This window comes from Streptomyces sp. TM32 (assembly GCF_004122755.1).
GTDB lineage: Bacteria > Actinomycetota > Actinomycetes > Streptomycetales > Streptomycetaceae > Streptomyces > Streptomyces sioyaensis.
Window position 1 is genome coordinate 1 of sequence record NZ_SDIG01000155.1, and the last position, 15,747, is coordinate 15,747.

16 protein-coding genes and 1 pseudogene are annotated in these 15,747 nt (G+C 70.6%); 8 read left to right on the plus strand and 9 right to left on the minus strand.

Features of this window, described 5'->3' with window-relative positions; translation table 11 throughout:
- The 3 genes and pseudogenes from EST92_RS32625 to EST92_RS25775 all read right to left on the minus strand — a co-directional run.
- Positions 1-546: pseudogene (locus EST92_RS32625) on the minus strand (hypothetical protein); the annotation flags it as partial.
- Positions 546-1,334 (minus strand): RNA polymerase sigma factor, encoded by a 789-nt coding sequence (locus EST92_RS25770; protein ID WP_129250788.1) that lies wholly within the window; start codon positions 1,332-1,334, stop codon positions 546-548. The pseudogene EST92_RS32625 and the gene EST92_RS25770, both read right to left, overlap by 1 nt.
- A gap of 551 nt (positions 1,335-1,885) precedes the next feature.
- Positions 1,886-3,601: a glycoside hydrolase family 20 protein gene (locus tag EST92_RS25775; protein WP_174244135.1), complete on the minus strand. Its 1,716-nt coding sequence runs from the start codon at positions 3,599-3,601 to the stop codon at positions 1,886-1,888.
- Between the two features lie 455 nt (positions 3,602-4,056).
- On the opposite strand from EST92_RS25775, the gene EST92_RS25780 reads away from it, so the two are divergent.
- From EST92_RS25780 to EST92_RS25800, 5 genes are all read left to right on the plus strand, one after another.
- On the plus strand, positions 4,057-4,536 hold the full coding sequence (locus tag EST92_RS25780; protein ID WP_129283184.1) for a 2-oxo-4-hydroxy-4-carboxy-5-ureidoimidazoline decarboxylase: 480 nt from the start codon (positions 4,057-4,059) through the stop codon (positions 4,534-4,536).
- Positions 4,537-4,741: 205 nt separating this feature from the next.
- Complete coding sequence (gene sdhC / locus EST92_RS25785) at positions 4,742-5,122, plus strand: succinate dehydrogenase, cytochrome b556 subunit (RefSeq protein WP_129250783.1); 381 nt, start codon at positions 4,742-4,744, stop codon at positions 5,120-5,122.
- Between the two features lie 6 nt (positions 5,123-5,128).
- A complete protein-coding gene (locus tag EST92_RS25790) occupies positions 5,129-5,608 on the plus strand; it encodes a succinate dehydrogenase hydrophobic membrane anchor subunit (RefSeq protein WP_129283176.1) in 480 nt (159 codons plus the stop codon).
- 20 nt (positions 5,609-5,628) lie between these two features.
- Positions 5,629-7,383, plus strand: coding sequence for a succinate dehydrogenase flavoprotein subunit (gene sdhA, locus EST92_RS25795; RefSeq protein WP_129250781.1), 1,755 nt, complete (start codon positions 5,629-5,631; stop codon positions 7,381-7,383).
- Positions 7,383-8,156 (plus strand): succinate dehydrogenase iron-sulfur subunit, encoded by a 774-nt coding sequence (locus EST92_RS25800; protein WP_129283177.1) that lies wholly within the window; start codon positions 7,383-7,385, stop codon positions 8,154-8,156. The genes sdhA and EST92_RS25800 overlap by 1 nt, the downstream gene beginning before the upstream one ends.
- On the opposite strand, the gene EST92_RS25805 is transcribed toward EST92_RS25800, so the two are convergent.
- Complete coding sequence (locus EST92_RS25805; protein ID WP_254069011.1) at positions 8,140-8,961, minus strand: DUF5937 family protein; 822 nt, start codon at positions 8,959-8,961, stop codon at positions 8,140-8,142. The two genes, EST92_RS25800 and EST92_RS25805, sit on opposite strands and share 17 nt — an antisense overlap.
- Before the next feature lie 355 nt (positions 8,962-9,316).
- Between EST92_RS25805 and EST92_RS25810 the strand changes: the two genes are divergently transcribed.
- From EST92_RS25810 to EST92_RS25820, 3 genes are all read left to right on the plus strand, one after another.
- Positions 9,317-9,730, plus strand: a complete 414-nt coding sequence (locus EST92_RS25810) for a hypothetical protein (protein ID WP_129283178.1) — start codon at positions 9,317-9,319, stop codon at positions 9,728-9,730.
- Positions 9,727-10,173, plus strand: a complete 447-nt coding sequence (locus EST92_RS25815) for a DCC1-like thiol-disulfide oxidoreductase family protein (protein ID WP_254069012.1) — start codon at positions 9,727-9,729, stop codon at positions 10,171-10,173. The genes EST92_RS25810 and EST92_RS25815 overlap by 4 nt, the downstream gene beginning before the upstream one ends.
- A gap of 114 nt (positions 10,174-10,287) precedes the next feature.
- The gene (locus EST92_RS25820; protein WP_254069013.1) at positions 10,288-10,977 is read left to right on the plus strand and encodes a TetR family transcriptional regulator; all 690 of its coding nucleotides are present in this window, start codon (positions 10,288-10,290) and stop codon (positions 10,975-10,977) included.
- 44 nt (positions 10,978-11,021) lie between these two features.
- Here EST92_RS25820 and EST92_RS25825 read toward each other — a convergent pair whose 3' ends face one another.
- From EST92_RS25825 to EST92_RS25845, 5 genes are all read right to left on the minus strand, one after another.
- Positions 11,022-11,528, minus strand: a complete 507-nt coding sequence (locus tag EST92_RS25825; RefSeq protein WP_129250776.1) for an FBP domain-containing protein — start codon at positions 11,526-11,528, stop codon at positions 11,022-11,024.
- A gap of 90 nt (positions 11,529-11,618) precedes the next feature.
- The gene (locus EST92_RS25830; protein ID WP_129283180.1) at positions 11,619-12,800 is read right to left on the minus strand and encodes a S8 family serine peptidase; all 1,182 of its coding nucleotides are present in this window, start codon (positions 12,798-12,800) and stop codon (positions 11,619-11,621) included.
- A gap of 111 nt (positions 12,801-12,911) precedes the next feature.
- On the minus strand, positions 12,912-14,309 hold the full coding sequence (locus EST92_RS25835; RefSeq protein ID WP_129283181.1) for a hypothetical protein: 1,398 nt from the start codon (positions 14,307-14,309) through the stop codon (positions 12,912-12,914).
- Positions 14,310-14,374: 65 nt separating this feature from the next.
- Complete coding sequence (locus tag EST92_RS25840; protein WP_129283182.1) at positions 14,375-14,686, minus strand: hypothetical protein; 312 nt, start codon at positions 14,684-14,686, stop codon at positions 14,375-14,377.
- Between the two features lie 218 nt (positions 14,687-14,904).
- Positions 14,905-15,747: metallophosphoesterase (locus tag EST92_RS25845; RefSeq protein ID WP_135789065.1), on the minus strand; the 843-nt coding region annotated here is incomplete at its 5' end.

The following is a 15,747-nucleotide window of genomic DNA, read 5'->3' on the forward strand; positions in this document are numbered from 1 at the left end:
GTGCACGGTGCGCGGCGCGCGGCGCCGTGGGGTGGGGTCGGGGGTGCTTTCCGTGGTGCCGTCGGTCTGGGCGCCGGGCTCGGGGGTGTCGAACGTGCCGGGGGTTTCGCCGGCCGAGACGCTGGAGGCGGGTTCGGGCTCGCCGCCCCGGAAGGGGCTGGGCAGCACGCCGGTGCCGGCCGCGACGGCGACGCCGCCGATGGCGCAGGCGGCGAGGGCGACCGCGAAGCCGCGCCGTACGGGGCGGCCGAACCGGGTGCGTTCGGCGACGGCGGTGCTGCGCCCGCCCCCGAACGCCTCGTCGGCGCCACGGCTGCGGGTGTGGGCCGCGGAGCCGCGGCCGGCGGTCCGGCGGAAAGCGGCCATCGCGGCTTCCTCGCCGGGCAGCTCGACCGTTTCCGGCACCTTGGCGCCGACCGCGGCGGCGGCCTGGAGGAGCTGTTCGAGTTCGCGTGCGCCGTCGCCGTGCCGGGCACCGACCGGTTCACCGCGCAGCATCCGCTCCGCGGTGTTCTTGTCGAGCCAGTTGTACCGGTCGTCGGCCATCACATGTCCTTCTGCGTTCGTGCGGCCGTTTCCGTCACACCTGGTACGTACGATTCCGCCACACCGTCGCGGCGTCTTCGACCCTGTATCGGCACCCCACTCACCGTTCCGCCCCCGCCCCGGGGCCGTCGCGCGACCCGACCGGTGGGGGCACTTTCGCCGTGCTCGGCGCCTTCGTCGCCGCCGTCGTGGCTCTCTTGACGCATGCTGTCCTGCTGGGTGTCCCGGCTGCCGTCCGGTGCGTCGCCGATCAGTTCGGCGAGCCGCCGCAGCCCGCGGTGTGCGGCGGTGCGCACCGCTCCGGGTCGTTTGCCGAGCACCTGCGCGGCGCTCTTGGCGTCGAGTCCGACCACCACCCGGAGCACCACGGCCTCGGCCTGGTCCTGTGGCAGCCGGGCTATCAGCTGCATGGTGCGGCCGGTGCCGAGGGCTTCCATCGCTTCGCCCGCGGTGTCGGACGCGGCGGGGGTGTCGGCGAGTTCGCTGTCGTCGCCACCGATCGCCGGGCGGCGGCCGCGCATCCGGATGTGGTCCAGGGCGCGGTTGCGGGCGATACGGGCGGCCCAGCCACGGAAGCGGTCGGCGTCGCCGCTGAAGCGCGCGAGATCGCGGGTGATCTGGAGCCAGGCTTCCGAGGTGACGTCCTCAACGTCCGGTTCGCTCACCAAAGTCCGCACATACCCCAATAGTCGGGGATGCACGGCGCGGTACACGGTACGGAACGCCGCCTCGTCTCCGGCCTGTGCCGCCTGCACGGCCACCGTCAGCCGACGGTCGTCCGGCTGAATGTCGTCCCCTCGCACGGGTCCATCCTGTCGCACGCGGAATGTCCGCCGCCCGGTCCTTGCTGCTTTGTTGCTCCGCCCGGCCACAACCACCGGGCACCGTGGCTGCACTGCCGACTGCTGCTGCCGCCGGCCGGGAACTCCCGGTAACCGGGATGTTCCCGCAGACCGTAACGCGTGCGCCCGCCGGGCACCGAACCCGGGAGGGAAGGCGCCGCCGGCCCGGCGGCGCCGGAAACCGGGGAGCACGCAGTGGCCGGAGCACCGGCCGAAAGCACACCGGCACCCGCGCGTGACCCCGGCACGAAGGCCTTGCCCCGCGCCACCGGAAAACGCCGCGAACACCGCGCTCACCTGCACAGATAGGCACGTTACGGCCCCGTCCCGGCCCACGTCCAGAGCACTGGCAGTTCTTCTGCCCGCACCGCGTGTGACGCTTTCGGGCCGCTCGGCGCTGTACCGGATAGAGGGCCGTCACGGCCCTTCGCGAACGACGGCCGGGGCCTCTCCTGTGGGGGGTGGCGGCCCCGGCCGTCCTCGTTCTCTCACCTGATTCACACCCGGTTGGCCAGCGCCTGGAACTGCGTCCAGGACAGCGCGGGCGTCCGCGGGTCCCAGGTCTTCTGCGCCAGCGCCGCCAGTGGCAGCCGGATTCCGGCGGCCACCTGCTGCTGTGTCTGCGCCTGGGCCCGGTCGGACCAGATCGCGAAGCGCGCCCCGGGGATCCGGTTCGGGCCGGTCATGCTCGCGGGCACCGCCACCGGCCCGGTGCCGCGGATCACCATCGGGGTCCAGCTCTGGTAGATCCGCTGGCCGGTCGGATACGTGAACTGGTTGGGCTCGCCGAGGACGTAGTAGAGGTACTCGTCGTTGAAGTTCATGACGTTGCGGCCCTCGCGCAGGAACGCCTCCGGGGGACGCTTGCCGATCTCCTTGCCGGTCCAGTAGTCGACCATCCGGTTCTTGTCGGCGGAAACCCGGGGGCTCGCGAAGAAGCCGTCGTTCCAGGCCTCGATGCGGTTCTTGCCCTTCGCCTCCACGGTCTTCTGCCGGTCGTTGAGCCAGCCGGTCGTCAGGTCCTCGACGGTGCCGCCGGCCCCGTACTTGGCGCGGGCGGCCTTGGCCAGCTGCGGATACGAGGTGGACGGGGAGGACGACATCAGCGCCTGGTATTCGTCCCCGCCGAGGTGCCAGTACGCCGGGGCGCCCTTGGGATTGGTGAACAGCTCGCTCATTTCCTTCAGCAGCGAGTCGATCAGCGGGGCCGCTTTGGGGTTGGAGATGTCGATCGCGCCGGGGATCACCCGGCCCTGCGCGTTGCGCAGCCGCAGATCGGGATAGTGGTCCAGCACGGCGCCCAGATGGCCGGGCGAGTCCAGCTCCGGGACGACGGAGATGTGCAGGCCGCGCGCCAGCGCGATGATCCGGCGGACCTGGGCCTTGGTCAGATGGTCGGCGGAGACGACCTCGGGGTGGGTGTCGCTCTGGATGCGGAAGCCCTGGTCGTCGGAGAAGTGCAGCTGGAACTGGTTGAGCTTGAGGTCGGCGATCTCCCGCAGCCGGGCCTCGATCCAGTCCGCGGTGTACGGCTTGCGGGCGTTGTCCAGCGACATGCCGCGCTGCGGGCGGTCCGGCCGGTCCTCGATGGTGCCCTCCGGGAGACCGCCCGCGGCGCGGACGGCCTGCTTGACGGTCCGGGTGCCGTAGAAAATTCCGGCGTCGGTGGGGGCCGTGAGAGTGAGCCGGGTGCCGCTGGCGGTGAGCGTGTACGCCTCGTCGGCGGTGCTCTGGACGGGCACGTTGTCCGGTTGGCCCGCCCCGTTCTTTCCGCTCAGCTTCACCTCGATGTCACCCGGCCGCACCGTCTGGTCGCCGTAGACGACGGTCATCCCGCCGAGTTCCTTGGCCAGCCGCTGGGCCTCGTCGGCGACATTGCTCTTCGCGCCGGCCGGCACCACCACCCGGGCCCCGGAGGACGGGCGCCAGCCACGTCCCTCGGCCCGGCGGAAGCTACGGACGGCGGGGATGACCTGCGGCGTTCCGGTCACCGGTGCCCAGGTGGGGGTGGCCGCCGGGGAGGGGTTCATCTTGGCGCTGGTGCTGCCGGGCGGCTCGGTGTCCGCGGTGCCGGAGCAGCCGGCGAGCAGCAGCGCACCGGTGAGCGCGGCGGCCGGCAGCGCCGACCGGGCCGTGCCGCTCCGGATCCACGTCCGGGGGCAGGGGGAGGCCGAGGGCCGCGGGGTGCGCGGCGGCCGCATCGGGTTCGACATCGTGCAATCCTCACTTTTCGGGGCGAAGGCATTGCCAGGTGTGCGGAGCCGGTCGTCCACCGCACGCGCGAAACCCTTCTCATCCGGGTGAAATTCGCGCATCCGTCGGACAGTGGTCGACAAGCGTCGTTAGCGTGGCGTCTCCAGTGGTCACCCCCTTCACAGGGCTCTCCAGGAACCGCCGGATACCGCCGGGGTGTCGTGTCCCACGCACCACCGTCACACCCTCCGCCGCTTCGTCCGCGTCCCGGCTTCGGTCCGCTTCTCCCCAGCTTCCGTCAGCAGCCCGCCCCGCACCCGTCGAAACCATCCATTCGCATCCGTCCGAGGAGCCCACGCTGTCCGGTGACACCCCGGCCGCCCGGCCGCCGACGCTGCCCCCGCCGCACACGCCCGGTGGCGGCATATCGTCGTGGGTCCGCGGCACCGCGCTGCCGCGCCCCCGCCCCGAGGGCCTGGGTCTCGCCCGCTTCAACGCCCTGGGCCGGGACGAGAACCTCGCCGTGCTCCTGCGCTGCTGCGGCAGCCGCCGCTGGGCCGAGCGGGTCGCCGCGCACCGCCCCTACCCGGATCTGGAGTCCCTGCTCGCCGCCTCCGACGAGGCCTGTTACGACCTGAACCCGGCCGAGCTGGACGAGGCGCTCGCCGAGGAGTCGCTCTCCCCGCAGCCCCTCGTCGGCGCCCGCGGGCCCGGCACGCTGGCCGCCCACACCGCGCTGCGTGCCGCGCACGCCGAATACGAACGGCGCTTTCGCCATGTCTTCGTCATCTGCCTGGACGGCTATCGCGACGACGAGCTGCTCGACCAGGTGCTGTCCGCCCTCCGCACCCGGCTGAACAACGAGGCGGACGAGGAGCGGGCGGTCACCGCGGACGAGCTGCGCCGGCTGGCCCGCGGCCGGCTGAGGCGGCTGATGGCCGCCGTAGGGCAGTGAATCGCCGCCCGTGTCCGGGAACGTCCTGGTTCTCACTGGTGTGATAGCCCGTTGGGTGCCTGTTTGATCACACCTAAGGACCCCCGCGCGAGGAACCGACAGCTCGTCGATACGATGACGAGCGGCCGGAGGACCGTACCCGGCCGGGCCCGACCGACAGAGAAGCCGGCTGGCGCCCCAATCCCCGCTCCCGGAGGGTATTTCCGTGCCGGCTGGAACGCTGTACCGCGGCCGGGAAGGCATGTGGTCCTGGGTGGCTCACCGAGTCACCGGCGTCCTCATCTTCTTCTTCCTGTTCGTACACGTCCTCGACACCGCTCTCGTACGCGTCTCCCCCGAGGCGTACGACAACGTCGTTGCGACATACAAGACGCCGATCGTCAACGTGATGGAGTACGGCCTGGTGGCCGCCATCCTCTTCCACGCGCTCAACGGCCTGCGGGTCATCGCGGTGGACTTCTGGGCCAAGGGCCCGAAGTACCAGAAGCAGATGCTGTGGACCGTTGTCGGTGTCTGGGTCGTGCTGATGGCCGGTGCCTTCTACCCCGTGCTGCAGCACACCCTGCGCACGCTGTTCGGGAGCTGACGCGTGATGTCTGCTGAAACCACCTCCGCAGAGGCCACCGCGACGGACGGCGTCCCGCTCTACGACGTGGACAACCCCGCCCCGGTCATCGAGCCGCCGCGCAAGCGCACCAAGAAGACCGGGAGCGCTTCCCGCGGCAACTTCGAGATGCAGGCCTGGCTGTTCATGCGGCTGTCCGGCATCGTGCTGGTCGTCCTGGTCCTGGGTCACCTGCTGATCCAGCTCGTCCTCGACGGCGGTGTCTCCAAGATCGGCTTCGCGTTCGTGGCCGGCCGCTGGGCCTCCCCGTTCTGGCAGGTCTGGGACCTGCTGATGCTGTGGCTGGCCATGCTGCACGGCGCCAACGGCCTGCGTACGGTCATCAACGACTACGCGCAGCGGGACAACACCCGCTTCTGGCTGAAGATGCTGCTGTACACCGCGACGGTGTTCACCGTCCTTCTGGGCACGCTGGTGATCTTCACCTTCGACCCGAACATCTCCTGAAGCCGGGGCTGACTGGAACCATGAAGATCCACAAGTACGACACCGTCATCGTCGGCGCCGGCGGCGCGGGCATGCGCGCGGCCATCGAGTCGACGAAGCGCAGCCGCACCGCGGTCCTGACGAAGCTCTACCCGACCCGCTCCCACACCGGCGCCGCCCAGGGCGGTATGGCCGCCGCCCTCGCGAACGTCGAGGAGGACAACTGGGAGTGGCACACCTTCGACACGATCAAGGGTGGCGACTACCTGGTCGACCAGGACGCCGCCGAGATCCTCGCGAAGGAGGCCATCGACTCGGTCCTCGACCTGGAGAAGATGGGCCTGCCGTTCAACCGGACCCCGGACGGCACGATCGACCAGCGCCGCTTCGGCGGCCACTCCCGTAACCACGGTGAGGCCCCGGTCCGCCGGTCCTGCTACGCCTCGGACCGCACCGGCCACATGATCCTCCAGACGCTGTACCAGAACTGCGTCAAGGAGGGCGTGGAGTTCTTCAACGAGTTCTACGTGCTCGACCTGCTGCTCCAGGAGGTCGACGGCGTCAAGAAGTCCGCGGGCGTCGTCGCGTACGAGCTGGCCACCGGCGAGGTGCACGTCTTCCAGGCGAAGTCGATCATCTTCGCGTCCGGCGGCACCGGCAAGTTCTTCAAGGTGACCTCCAACGCGCACACCCTGACCGGTGACGGCCAGGCCGCCGCCTACCGCCGCGGGCTGCCGCTGGAGGACATGGAGTTCTTCCAGTTCCACCCGACGGGCATCTGGCGGATGGGCATCCTGCTGACGGAGGGCGCCCGTGGTGAGGGCGGCATCCTCCGCAACAAGGACGGCGAGCGCTTCATGGAGAAGTACGCGCCCGTCATGAAGGACCTCGCCTCGCGTGACGTCGTCTCGCGCTCCATCTACACGGAGATCCGCGAGGGCCGCGGCTGCGGTCCGGACGGCGACCACGTCTACCTGGACCTCACCCACCTGCCGCCGGAGCAGCTGGACGCCAAGCTCCCGGACATCACCGAGTTCGCGCGGACCTACCTCGGTATCGAGCCCTACACGGACCCGATCCCGATCCAGCCGACCGCGCACTACGCCATGGGCGGCATCCCGACGAACGTCGAGGGTGAGGTCCTGGCGGACAACACCACCGTCGTGCCGGGCCTGTACGCCGCCGGCGAGGTGGCCTGTGTCTCCGTGCACGGCGCCAACCGCCTGGGCACCAACTCGCTGCTGGACATCAACGTCTTCGGCCGCCGGGCCGGCATCGCGGCGGCGGAGTACTCGGCCACGGCCGACTTCGTCGAGCTCCCCGAGGACCCGGCGAAGCAGGTCGTCGACCAAGTCGAGCGGCTGCGCAACTCCACGGGCAGCGAGCGGGTCACCGAGATCCGCAAGGAGCTCCAGGAGTGCATGGACGCCAACGTGATGGTCTTCCGCACCGAGCAGACGATCAAGACCGCGGTCGAGAAGATCGGCGAGCTGCGCGAGCGCTACCTGAACGTGTCCATCCAGGACAAGGGCAAGCGGTTCAACACCGACCTGCTGGAGGCCGTCGAGCTGGGCAACCTGCTGGACCTGGCCGAGGTCATGGCGGTGTCCGCGCTGGCCCGCAAGGAGTCCCGCGGCGGTCACTACCGCGAGGACTTCCCCAACCGCGACGACGTCAACTTCATGCGGCACACCATGGCGTACCGCGAGGTGGGCGCAGACGGCACCGAGTCGATCCGCCTCGACTACAAGCCGGTCGTGCAGACCCGCTACCAGCCGATGGAGCGTAAGTACTGATGAGCACCCCGACTCTCGACAAGCACTCCGCCGCGCTGGACGCGGCCGAGGACGGTGCCTCGCATCTGATCACGGTCACCTTCCGGATCCGCCGGTTCAACCCGGAGATCTCGGAGGACGCCAGCTGGCAGGACTTCCAGCTGGAGATCGACCCGAAGGAGCGCGTCCTGGACGCGCTCCACAAGATCAAGTGGGAGCTGGACGGGACGCTGACCTTCCGCCGTTCCTGCGCCCACGGCATCTGCGGCTCGGACGCCATGCGGATCAACGGCCGCAACCGCCTCGCCTGCAAGACGCTGATCAAGGACATCAACCCGGAGAAGCCGATCACGGTCGAGGCCATCAAGGGCCTCACGGTGATGAAGGACCTTGTCGTCGACATGGAGCCCTTCTTCCAGGCCTACCGCGACGTGATGCCCTTCCTCATCACGACCGGCAACGAGCCGACCCGTGAGCGCCGGCAGTCCGCCGAGGACCGCGAGCGCTTCGACGACACGACGAAGTGCATCCTCTGCGCCGCCTGCACCAGCTCCTGCCCGGTGTTCTGGAACGACGGCCAGTACTTCGGCCCGGCGGCGATCGTCAACGCGCACCGCTTCATCTTCGACAGCCGTGACGAGGGTGGCGAGCAGCGTCTCGAAATCCTCAACGACAAGGACGGCGTCTGGCGCTGCCGGACGACCTTCAACTGCACGGACGCCTGCCCGCGCGGTATCGAGGTCACCAAGGCCATCCAGGAAGTGAAGCGCGCGCTGATCACCCGCCGCTTCTGATCCCCGCGGCGATCCGGGTTCCGACCCGGCCGCCGAGCAGCGCCGGTACCTCCCGAAGGGCCTCGCCTCCGTACAACCGGGGGCGGGGCCCTTCGGCCTGCCCGTCCGCCTGCGCCGGGTACACGAGCACCGGCGGCAGCGCGTCGTCCACCAGCGCCAGGGGGTGGCCACAGGAGAAGTACGAGGGGACGAGGACCAGGCCCCGGCCCTGGAGGTACAGCTCCCGCTCCACCGGATAGCCGACTTCCAGCACCGGCGGCCGCCAGCGCATCAGCGGGCCGAGGGTCCGCAGCATCGCCTCCATCCCGGACTGCGCCAGGGCATGCCGGCGCAACTCCCGGTCCGCGCCGACCCGTTGCGCGATCCGCGGCCAGGCCGGCGCCACCGCCAGATGGTGGTACGTCCGCAGGCCGCGCGCGAGCCGCCGCAGTGCGGCCGGCTCCCCCTCCGCGATACCGCGCGCCCACCCCGGCAGCGCCCGGTGCCCGGACAGCCGCGTCAGCTCGGCCCGCAGCCGCTGCCGCGGGGTGCTCATCACGGCCTCCAGGCCGGGCTCGACCCCGTGTTGGGACGCGAACGGGGTGAGGAAGTCGGGGAAGTAGCCGGTCAGCGGGACCAGCGCGAACAGCGTCGGCAGCGGCCCCGGGCCGTGCCGCACGGCATGCCGCCGCCAGGCCGCCAGCGCCGGCTCGGTCCGGTCGATCCGCAGGCTGTGCAGGCTCAGCGCCGTCTCCCAGAGCGGGTCGGCCCCGTCGGCCACGCGCGTACGCGTCAGATCCTGCGCCGTGAAATGCACTCTGAGCACATGTCCCCCTGCGTGTGCGCCACTTGCCCGAGCGGTGTGGTCACGAGGATCTGTCCGGGGGCGGACGGGCCGCAACCGGAACCGACGGGTAGCCTCCGGGCCGCCGCGCGCCTCCGGACTGCCGCGCACCACCTCCGGAACCCCGACGCACCACCTCCGGAACCCCGACGCACCACCTCCGGACCGATGGGCACCTCCGGAGGTCCCGCCGTGGCCGAACGCCCGCAGGAGTCGGCGGACTTGAGTGGCACATCCCCGCACCGAGGAGACACCCTCCTCCACTTGAACGCGTTCAAAAACAGGTCTACAGTTCCTGCTGAACCTACTTTTTGAACACGTTCAAAGGGGGTGGGGTATGGACCTCACAGTCACCACGTACGTCACGTACCTGGCCATCAGCGTGGGACTCACCATCTGGGTCGCCCGCACGCTGAGCCGGAACGGTCGGGTCTTCCTGGCCGATGTGCTGAAGGGCAACGAACAGCTCGCCGAAGCCGTCAACCACCTGCTGGTGGTGGGCTTCTACCTCGTCAACCTCGGCTTCGTGGCGCTGTATCTGAAGGCCGCGGACGCCGTCCCCGACACCCGCCGGCTCGTCGAGGCCCTGTCGGTCAAGCTCGGTGTCGTCCTGCTGGTGCTCGGGGTGCTGCACCTGACCAACGTCTTCGTCCTGAACAAGATCCGCCGGCGCGGAGTGATGGAGCGCGAGCAGCTGCCGCCGGTCGCACCGCAGGGCTGGACCGAGACCGCGCCCGCCACGGGGGTGTGAGCGAGGTGGCCGGCCACCTGGCGGACCGGGGCGGCGCCGCCGTCCCGGTCCGCCGGCTCACGGTGCTGTACGACCCCAAGTGCCCGCTGTGCACACGGGTGCACGACTGGCTGGTGAAGCAGCGGCAGCTGGTCCCCCTGGAGCTGCTGCCGGTGGCCACCGCCGAGACGCGCGCCCGCTTCCCCGGCCTCGACCACGAGGCCACGCTGCGGGAGATCACCGTGATCGGGGACAGCGGACAGGTCTACACCGGCCACGCGGCCTGGGTGGTGTGCCTGTGGGCACTGGCCGACTACCGGCCCATGGCCCATCGGTTCACCAGTCCGGCGGGCGCCCCGCTGGCGCGCGCCGCCGTCCTGGCCGCCGCGCGCTACCGGGCCAGGACCCGGGACCCGGACGAGAGCCCCGAGGGCCTCGGCGGGTGCACCGTCACCTCCGGCTAGGGTCAGGGTGTGGACGAAGCGACAACCGACGCGACAGGCGCCGCGGGCGCGGCCGAGGGGACCGGCCCGCAGCGCCGCCCCGCGCCGGGCACCAAGAGCGAGCGGACCCGGACGATGATCCTGGAGACGGCCCTGCGCCTCTTCCAGGACCGCGGCTACGACAAGACCACCATGCGGGCCATCGCCCAGGAGGCCGGGGTCTCCGTCGGCAACGCCTACTACTACTTCGGGTCCAAGGAGCACCTCGTCCAGGGGTTCTACGACCGTATCGGCGAGCAGCACGCCGAGGCCGTCCAGGACGTGCTGGACCGGGAGAAGGACCTGGCCCGGCGGATCCGCGGCGTCCTGCTCACCTGGCTGGACGTCGCCGAGCCGTACCACGAGTTCGCGACCCAGTTCTTCAAGAACGCCGCGGATCCCGAGAGTCCGCTCAGCCCGTTCTCCGCGGAGTCCCGGGGGGCACGGGAGGCCGCCATCGCCCTCCACCGACGGACACTGGCCGGGGCGGACATCGCGTACGCGCCCGAACTCGCCGAGCAGCTGCCGCAGTTGCTCTGGATGCAGCAGATGGGCATGGTCCTGTACTGGGTCTACGACCGCTCACCGGGGTGCGCCCGCACCCGTGCCCTGGTGGAGCGGGGCGCCCCGCTCGTCGCCCGCGGCGTGGCCGTCTCCCGCTTCCGTGTCGTACGACCCCTGGTGCGCGAAATATCGGCGGTGCTCGGCGAGTTCCTCGTGTCGTCGCCGCGGCCGGCGAAGCGGGGCAGGCCACCGGATGCCGGGAACGACGGTGCGCCCGCCTGAGATCCTCGGCAGCGGGGGAGCAACTGCCCGCTCCCCCGCTGCCGTTATCGCTCGCCCTCCAGCACCTTGTCCAGGAACGCATCCAGGTTCCGCACGGTACGGGCGATCCGCTCCTCCAGTGGCAGCGTCTCCTCGTGCCGCCCGGCGAGCTGGGACCGCTTGCGTCCCCGGACGTAGAGGGAGCACGCGAGGTCGGCGCACAGATAGGTGCCGACGGTGTTTCCCTGCCGTCCCAACGGGCCGGCCCGGCGTGCGGCGAGCAAGCTGACACCGGATCCCGGGTGCCCGGTCACACAGACCGAACACACCGTCGTCTTGGTGAAGCTCCGCCGGACGCCCTGCGGCACCCGGAGCGTCACCCCGATGAGCGCGTCGCCCCGCGGCGCGACCAGGTAGCTCCGGTCCGGCGCCCCCTGATCACGCCACCCCAGAAAGTCCAGGTCGTCCCAGGGGAGCCCGGCCAGCCCCGGCGGCAGGGAGAGCCTGCTCGCCTCCCCCTTCGAGCAGTTGACGAAGGAGGCACGTATTTCTTTGTCACCTACGGGGTCCATGACCGGGAAGCTAGCCGGACGGCCGGGGCCGCGTCGCCTGCTTTTTCCCGCGGAAGGGACGGATGCGGCTGTCCAGGGGTGCCGTGCAGGTCAGCCCCAGGCCTGGGGGCGGGGGTTGTTGCGGCGGCGGACGGAGACCACGACGGCGATGATGATGCCGGCGACGACGAGGACGCCGAGCCCGATACCGCCGTAGAGCATGATCGCCTTCTTGCCACCCATGGGCGGGTCGGGGTCGAAGCCCTTGTCGGTGGCGTTCTGGGACGCCTTGTCGTCCGGCATCGGCAGCGGGCCCTGTGCCGGGCCCGCCTCGATGTGGCGCCGCAGGGCGGGGCCGGGCTGGATGAAGCCGTAGCCGTAGTGGGCGTCGGGGAGCTTGAGGTGCTTGTCCTTCTCGGCCTGCGCGAGTCCGGCGGTCTTCACGAGACGGTTGGCGAGCTGGCCGGGAGTGAGATCCGGGAACTTCTGCTTGAGGAGGGCCACGGCGGCGGAGGCGTACGCGGTGGCGGCCGAACTGCCGTCCGCGGACGTGCGGTAGGCGGAGTCGCTCTTGCCCATCGCGACCGGAACCTTCACCCCGGGCGCAAGCAGATCCATGTCCGAGTTGTAGTTGTTGTCGTCGGAGGCCTCGCCGTACTGGTCGACCGAGCCGACGCCGATCGCTCCCTTGCAGCCCACCGGGTAGCTCTTCTGGGACCAGCCGTCGTTGCCGACGGCCGCCACGACCACGACACCCTTCTTCAGGGCGTACTGAATGGATTCGCAGGTGTCACCCGCCAGGTCCCCGCCATAGGACATGTTGATGACGTCCGCACCGTGGTCCACGGCCCATCGGGTGGCCTGTCCGCTGTTCTTGTACTCCGGAACGGGGAGGATCTTCGCGTCCGGTGCCAGCCCCTTGACGCCCTGGGAGCCGTTCGGGCCGTGTCCGTGCCCCGCGATGATTCCGGCCATCGCGGTGCCGTGGTCCCGGATGTCCTGACCACCGGAAAGGTGTTTGGCGCCCTCGGCTTCCGTTGCCTTTCCGAAGTCCGGCCCGGGAAGGAACTGCCCCGTCAGGTCCTGATGGGTCTCCCGGAAGCCGCTGTCGAGCACGGCCACCGTCACGCCCTTGCCGGTGGCGTCCTTCCAGAGCTGCTGGGCCCCGAACGCCTCCAGCGGCCACAGATCCTTGCGTACTTGATCCGCGGAGGCGCTACCGCTCGCGGCCAGCAGCAGCGCTCCGGTCAGCGCAGCACCCGCCGTCGCGCGCAGTGTTCGGGTGACCCTCATCCTCGCTCCTTCTTGCTGTGCTCCGGGCGGCATTGTTCCGCCTGAGGAAAGGCCCCGCACACCCGGGTGCGGGGCCTTCCCTCATTGGCCGCATGCGACGTTATCGTCGGCCTACTCGATGACGCGAGGGGCCACCCGACGTTCGGTGGTCCAGGTCTCCTCGTCCTCGACGAGGTAGTCGGGGCGCTGTCCGCGCTCCTTGTCCCCCTTGCCCTTGCCCTTCGCTCCGGGGGCGCCCGCCATGCCCGCCTGCTTGCCGCCACGGCTGCGGTGCAGCCCCGAGCCGCCCTGCTTGGCGCCGCCCGCCGGGCCGCCCGGCTTGCCGACCAGGCCGCCGCGGGTGCGCGCCTGCGGGCCACCGCGCCCGGCCGCACCGACTGCGCCCGCCTTGCCCGCACCGAGGCCGGCGCCCGGCATACCGCCGCGCATCCCGCCGGCACCGAAGGCACCGGCCGCGCCGATGGCGCCGGGCGCGAGCGCACCACCGGGGAAGCCACCACCCGAAACGCCGGGCATGCCGTGGCCGCCCGCCGTGCCGCCGCTGATGCCGCCTCCGCCGACCGACGGCGGAGCGAGGGTGCCGCCCTGCACGCTGTCCAGCCCGGTCGTCACCGGCACCTCGGGCCGCGCCACGTGGTGCGGGCTGTCGAAGCCCTTCGGGACGGCGTGGCCGCCGGCACCGTTGGGCGTGTCCGGGCCCGACGACGAGTCCTTCGGGTGGGTGCCACCGATCACGGGCATCCGCACCGGAGGCGGCGACGGGTGCGAGGACGGGGGCTTCGGCCAGTCGTCGCCGGGGCCGCCCGGCTCGATCCCGTCGTTGAGTCGCTTGCCCTGCCCGTCGTAATGCGCCGCCAGCTCATCCATCACGATGACCGCCTCGACCTGGCGCTCCTTGCTCAGGGACAGGCTGTCCCTGTTGAGCTCCAGCGCCATGCGGGTGTCCATCTTCGGGTTCTGCATGTCCCGCTTGAACTGGCTGTCGTCGCCGCTGTCGTCCTTGGCCCGGTCCACCAGGCCCGGGTCGTGGATCTTGGACATCGTCGTCTTGGCCGCGCGCAGGTTGTGCGCGACGCCGACCTCCGGCCCCGAGGAGCGCGAACCGATCAGCGTGGACTCGACGTTGCGGGAGTGCTGGTAGGTCCGGTCGATCTTCTCCAGGACCTTGCCGGCCTCCCTGCGGAACGCCTGGGCCGCCGAGCCCTCCCAGTGCGCCGAGGCGTGCTCGACGGCGTCCATGAAGGCCTTGCGGATACCGCCCTGGCCGTCCTGGCCGCCGAGCCGGTCGGCGGAGGCGCGCCAGTGATGGCCGGAGGTCTCGATCGCCTCGGGGTTGGCGTTGGCGATCATCGCGCGGAGTGCGTCGATGCCGTGGTGATGGAAGTCGGACGGCGAACGGGGGGTCAGCTGCTGACCCTTGAACGACTTCAGCCGCTCCTCCCGCTCGTGGTTCTTGCGCTGTTGCTCCATCGCCTTGGCGTTGTCGTACTCCTGCTTGGCGTCAACCATGCAGGCCCCCCTTCATGTCCAGCTCCGTCTCTCGTCCATGTGTCCCGCGGGCCGCGCTCAGCCGTTCAGCCGTTCATGGATGTTTTGGTCTCGTGCTCCTGGTCCTCGTACGCGCCCCGGCTGGCTTCCGTCTTCTCGCCGAACCGGTGGATGAGGTCCTGGAGGGCGTTGATGACCTGCGACATGTACTCCTGCATGCCGTCATGGGCCTTGGCGAGTTTCCCCGCCTCAAGGAAATCGACGCCGAATGCCGACGTCGGGATGGTCGTGCTGTATTTCACCTTCTGGCTGGGTTCATCCATATCGGCCCGAAGGCGCCGGAGCTGGCGTACCACGCCGTCCAGTTCGTCGAGGTCGACCTTGAACCGCTCGCTCATTACCGCTCTCCCCGTTCCCCGCTCGTCCCGCTCGCACCGCCCCGCAAAGCCGTCACGCCGAGGACAATATGAAGTCAATAAATACTAGGGAGTTGGCCTCGGTCACTGCAAGATCGAATGTCGGTATCTGTCCGGATTGACGCAGGATGAGGCCGCACTTTGTAGAGGGGTTGTTACCTTCTCGGCGCAACCGATCCCTTTGGTGATCACCTTGGCGATCAGGCCCGCAGTGAGGCGAGTTCGACCACCGTGATGTCCGGCGGCGCCCCGAGCCGCACCGGCGGCCCCCAGGCGCCCGCGCCGCGGGTGACGTAGAGCTGGGTGTCGCCGTAACGCTGCAGCCCGGCGACGGTGGGGTTGGTGGCGGCGGCGACATACGTGAAGGGCCACATCTGGCCGCCGTGGGTGTGGCCGGAGAGCTGGAGGTCCACCCCGAACCGGACGGTGTCGTGGATGGTCACCGGCTGGTGGGCCATCAGAACGACGGCACGGGCCGGGTCCCGGCCGCTGAGCGTCCGGTCGTAGTCCGGGCCGGCCTGTTCGGTCTGTCCGGTGATGTCGTTGACGCCGGCGAGGTCGAAGCCGGGCAGCGCGGTCCGCGCGTTCTCCAGCGGATGGACGCCCAACTCGCGTACGTGGTCGGTCCATTGGCGGGCGCCCGAGTAGTACTCGTGGTTGCCGGTGACGAAGTACGCGCCGTGCCGGGAGTGCAGCTCGCGCAGCGGCTCGGCGGCCGGTCCGAGGTCGGCGACGCTGCCGTCGACCAGATCGCCGACGATCGCCACCAGATCGGGAGAGGTGCTGTTGACGGCGTCGACGACGCGCCGGGTGTGGGCGCGTCCGAGGATCGGGCCGAGGTGGATGTCGCTGACGACGGCGATCCGGAAGCCGTGGGCGGCGCGCGGCAGTTTGGCCAGCGGGACCGTCACGCGCTTCACCACGGGGCCGCGCAGGGTCGTCGCGGTGCCGTATCCGACGGCGGCCGTGGCGGCCAGGGAGGCGCCGGCGGCGACCGCCCGGGCGAGGAAGAGCCGGCGGGGCGGGGTCGCGGGCGGCGGGAG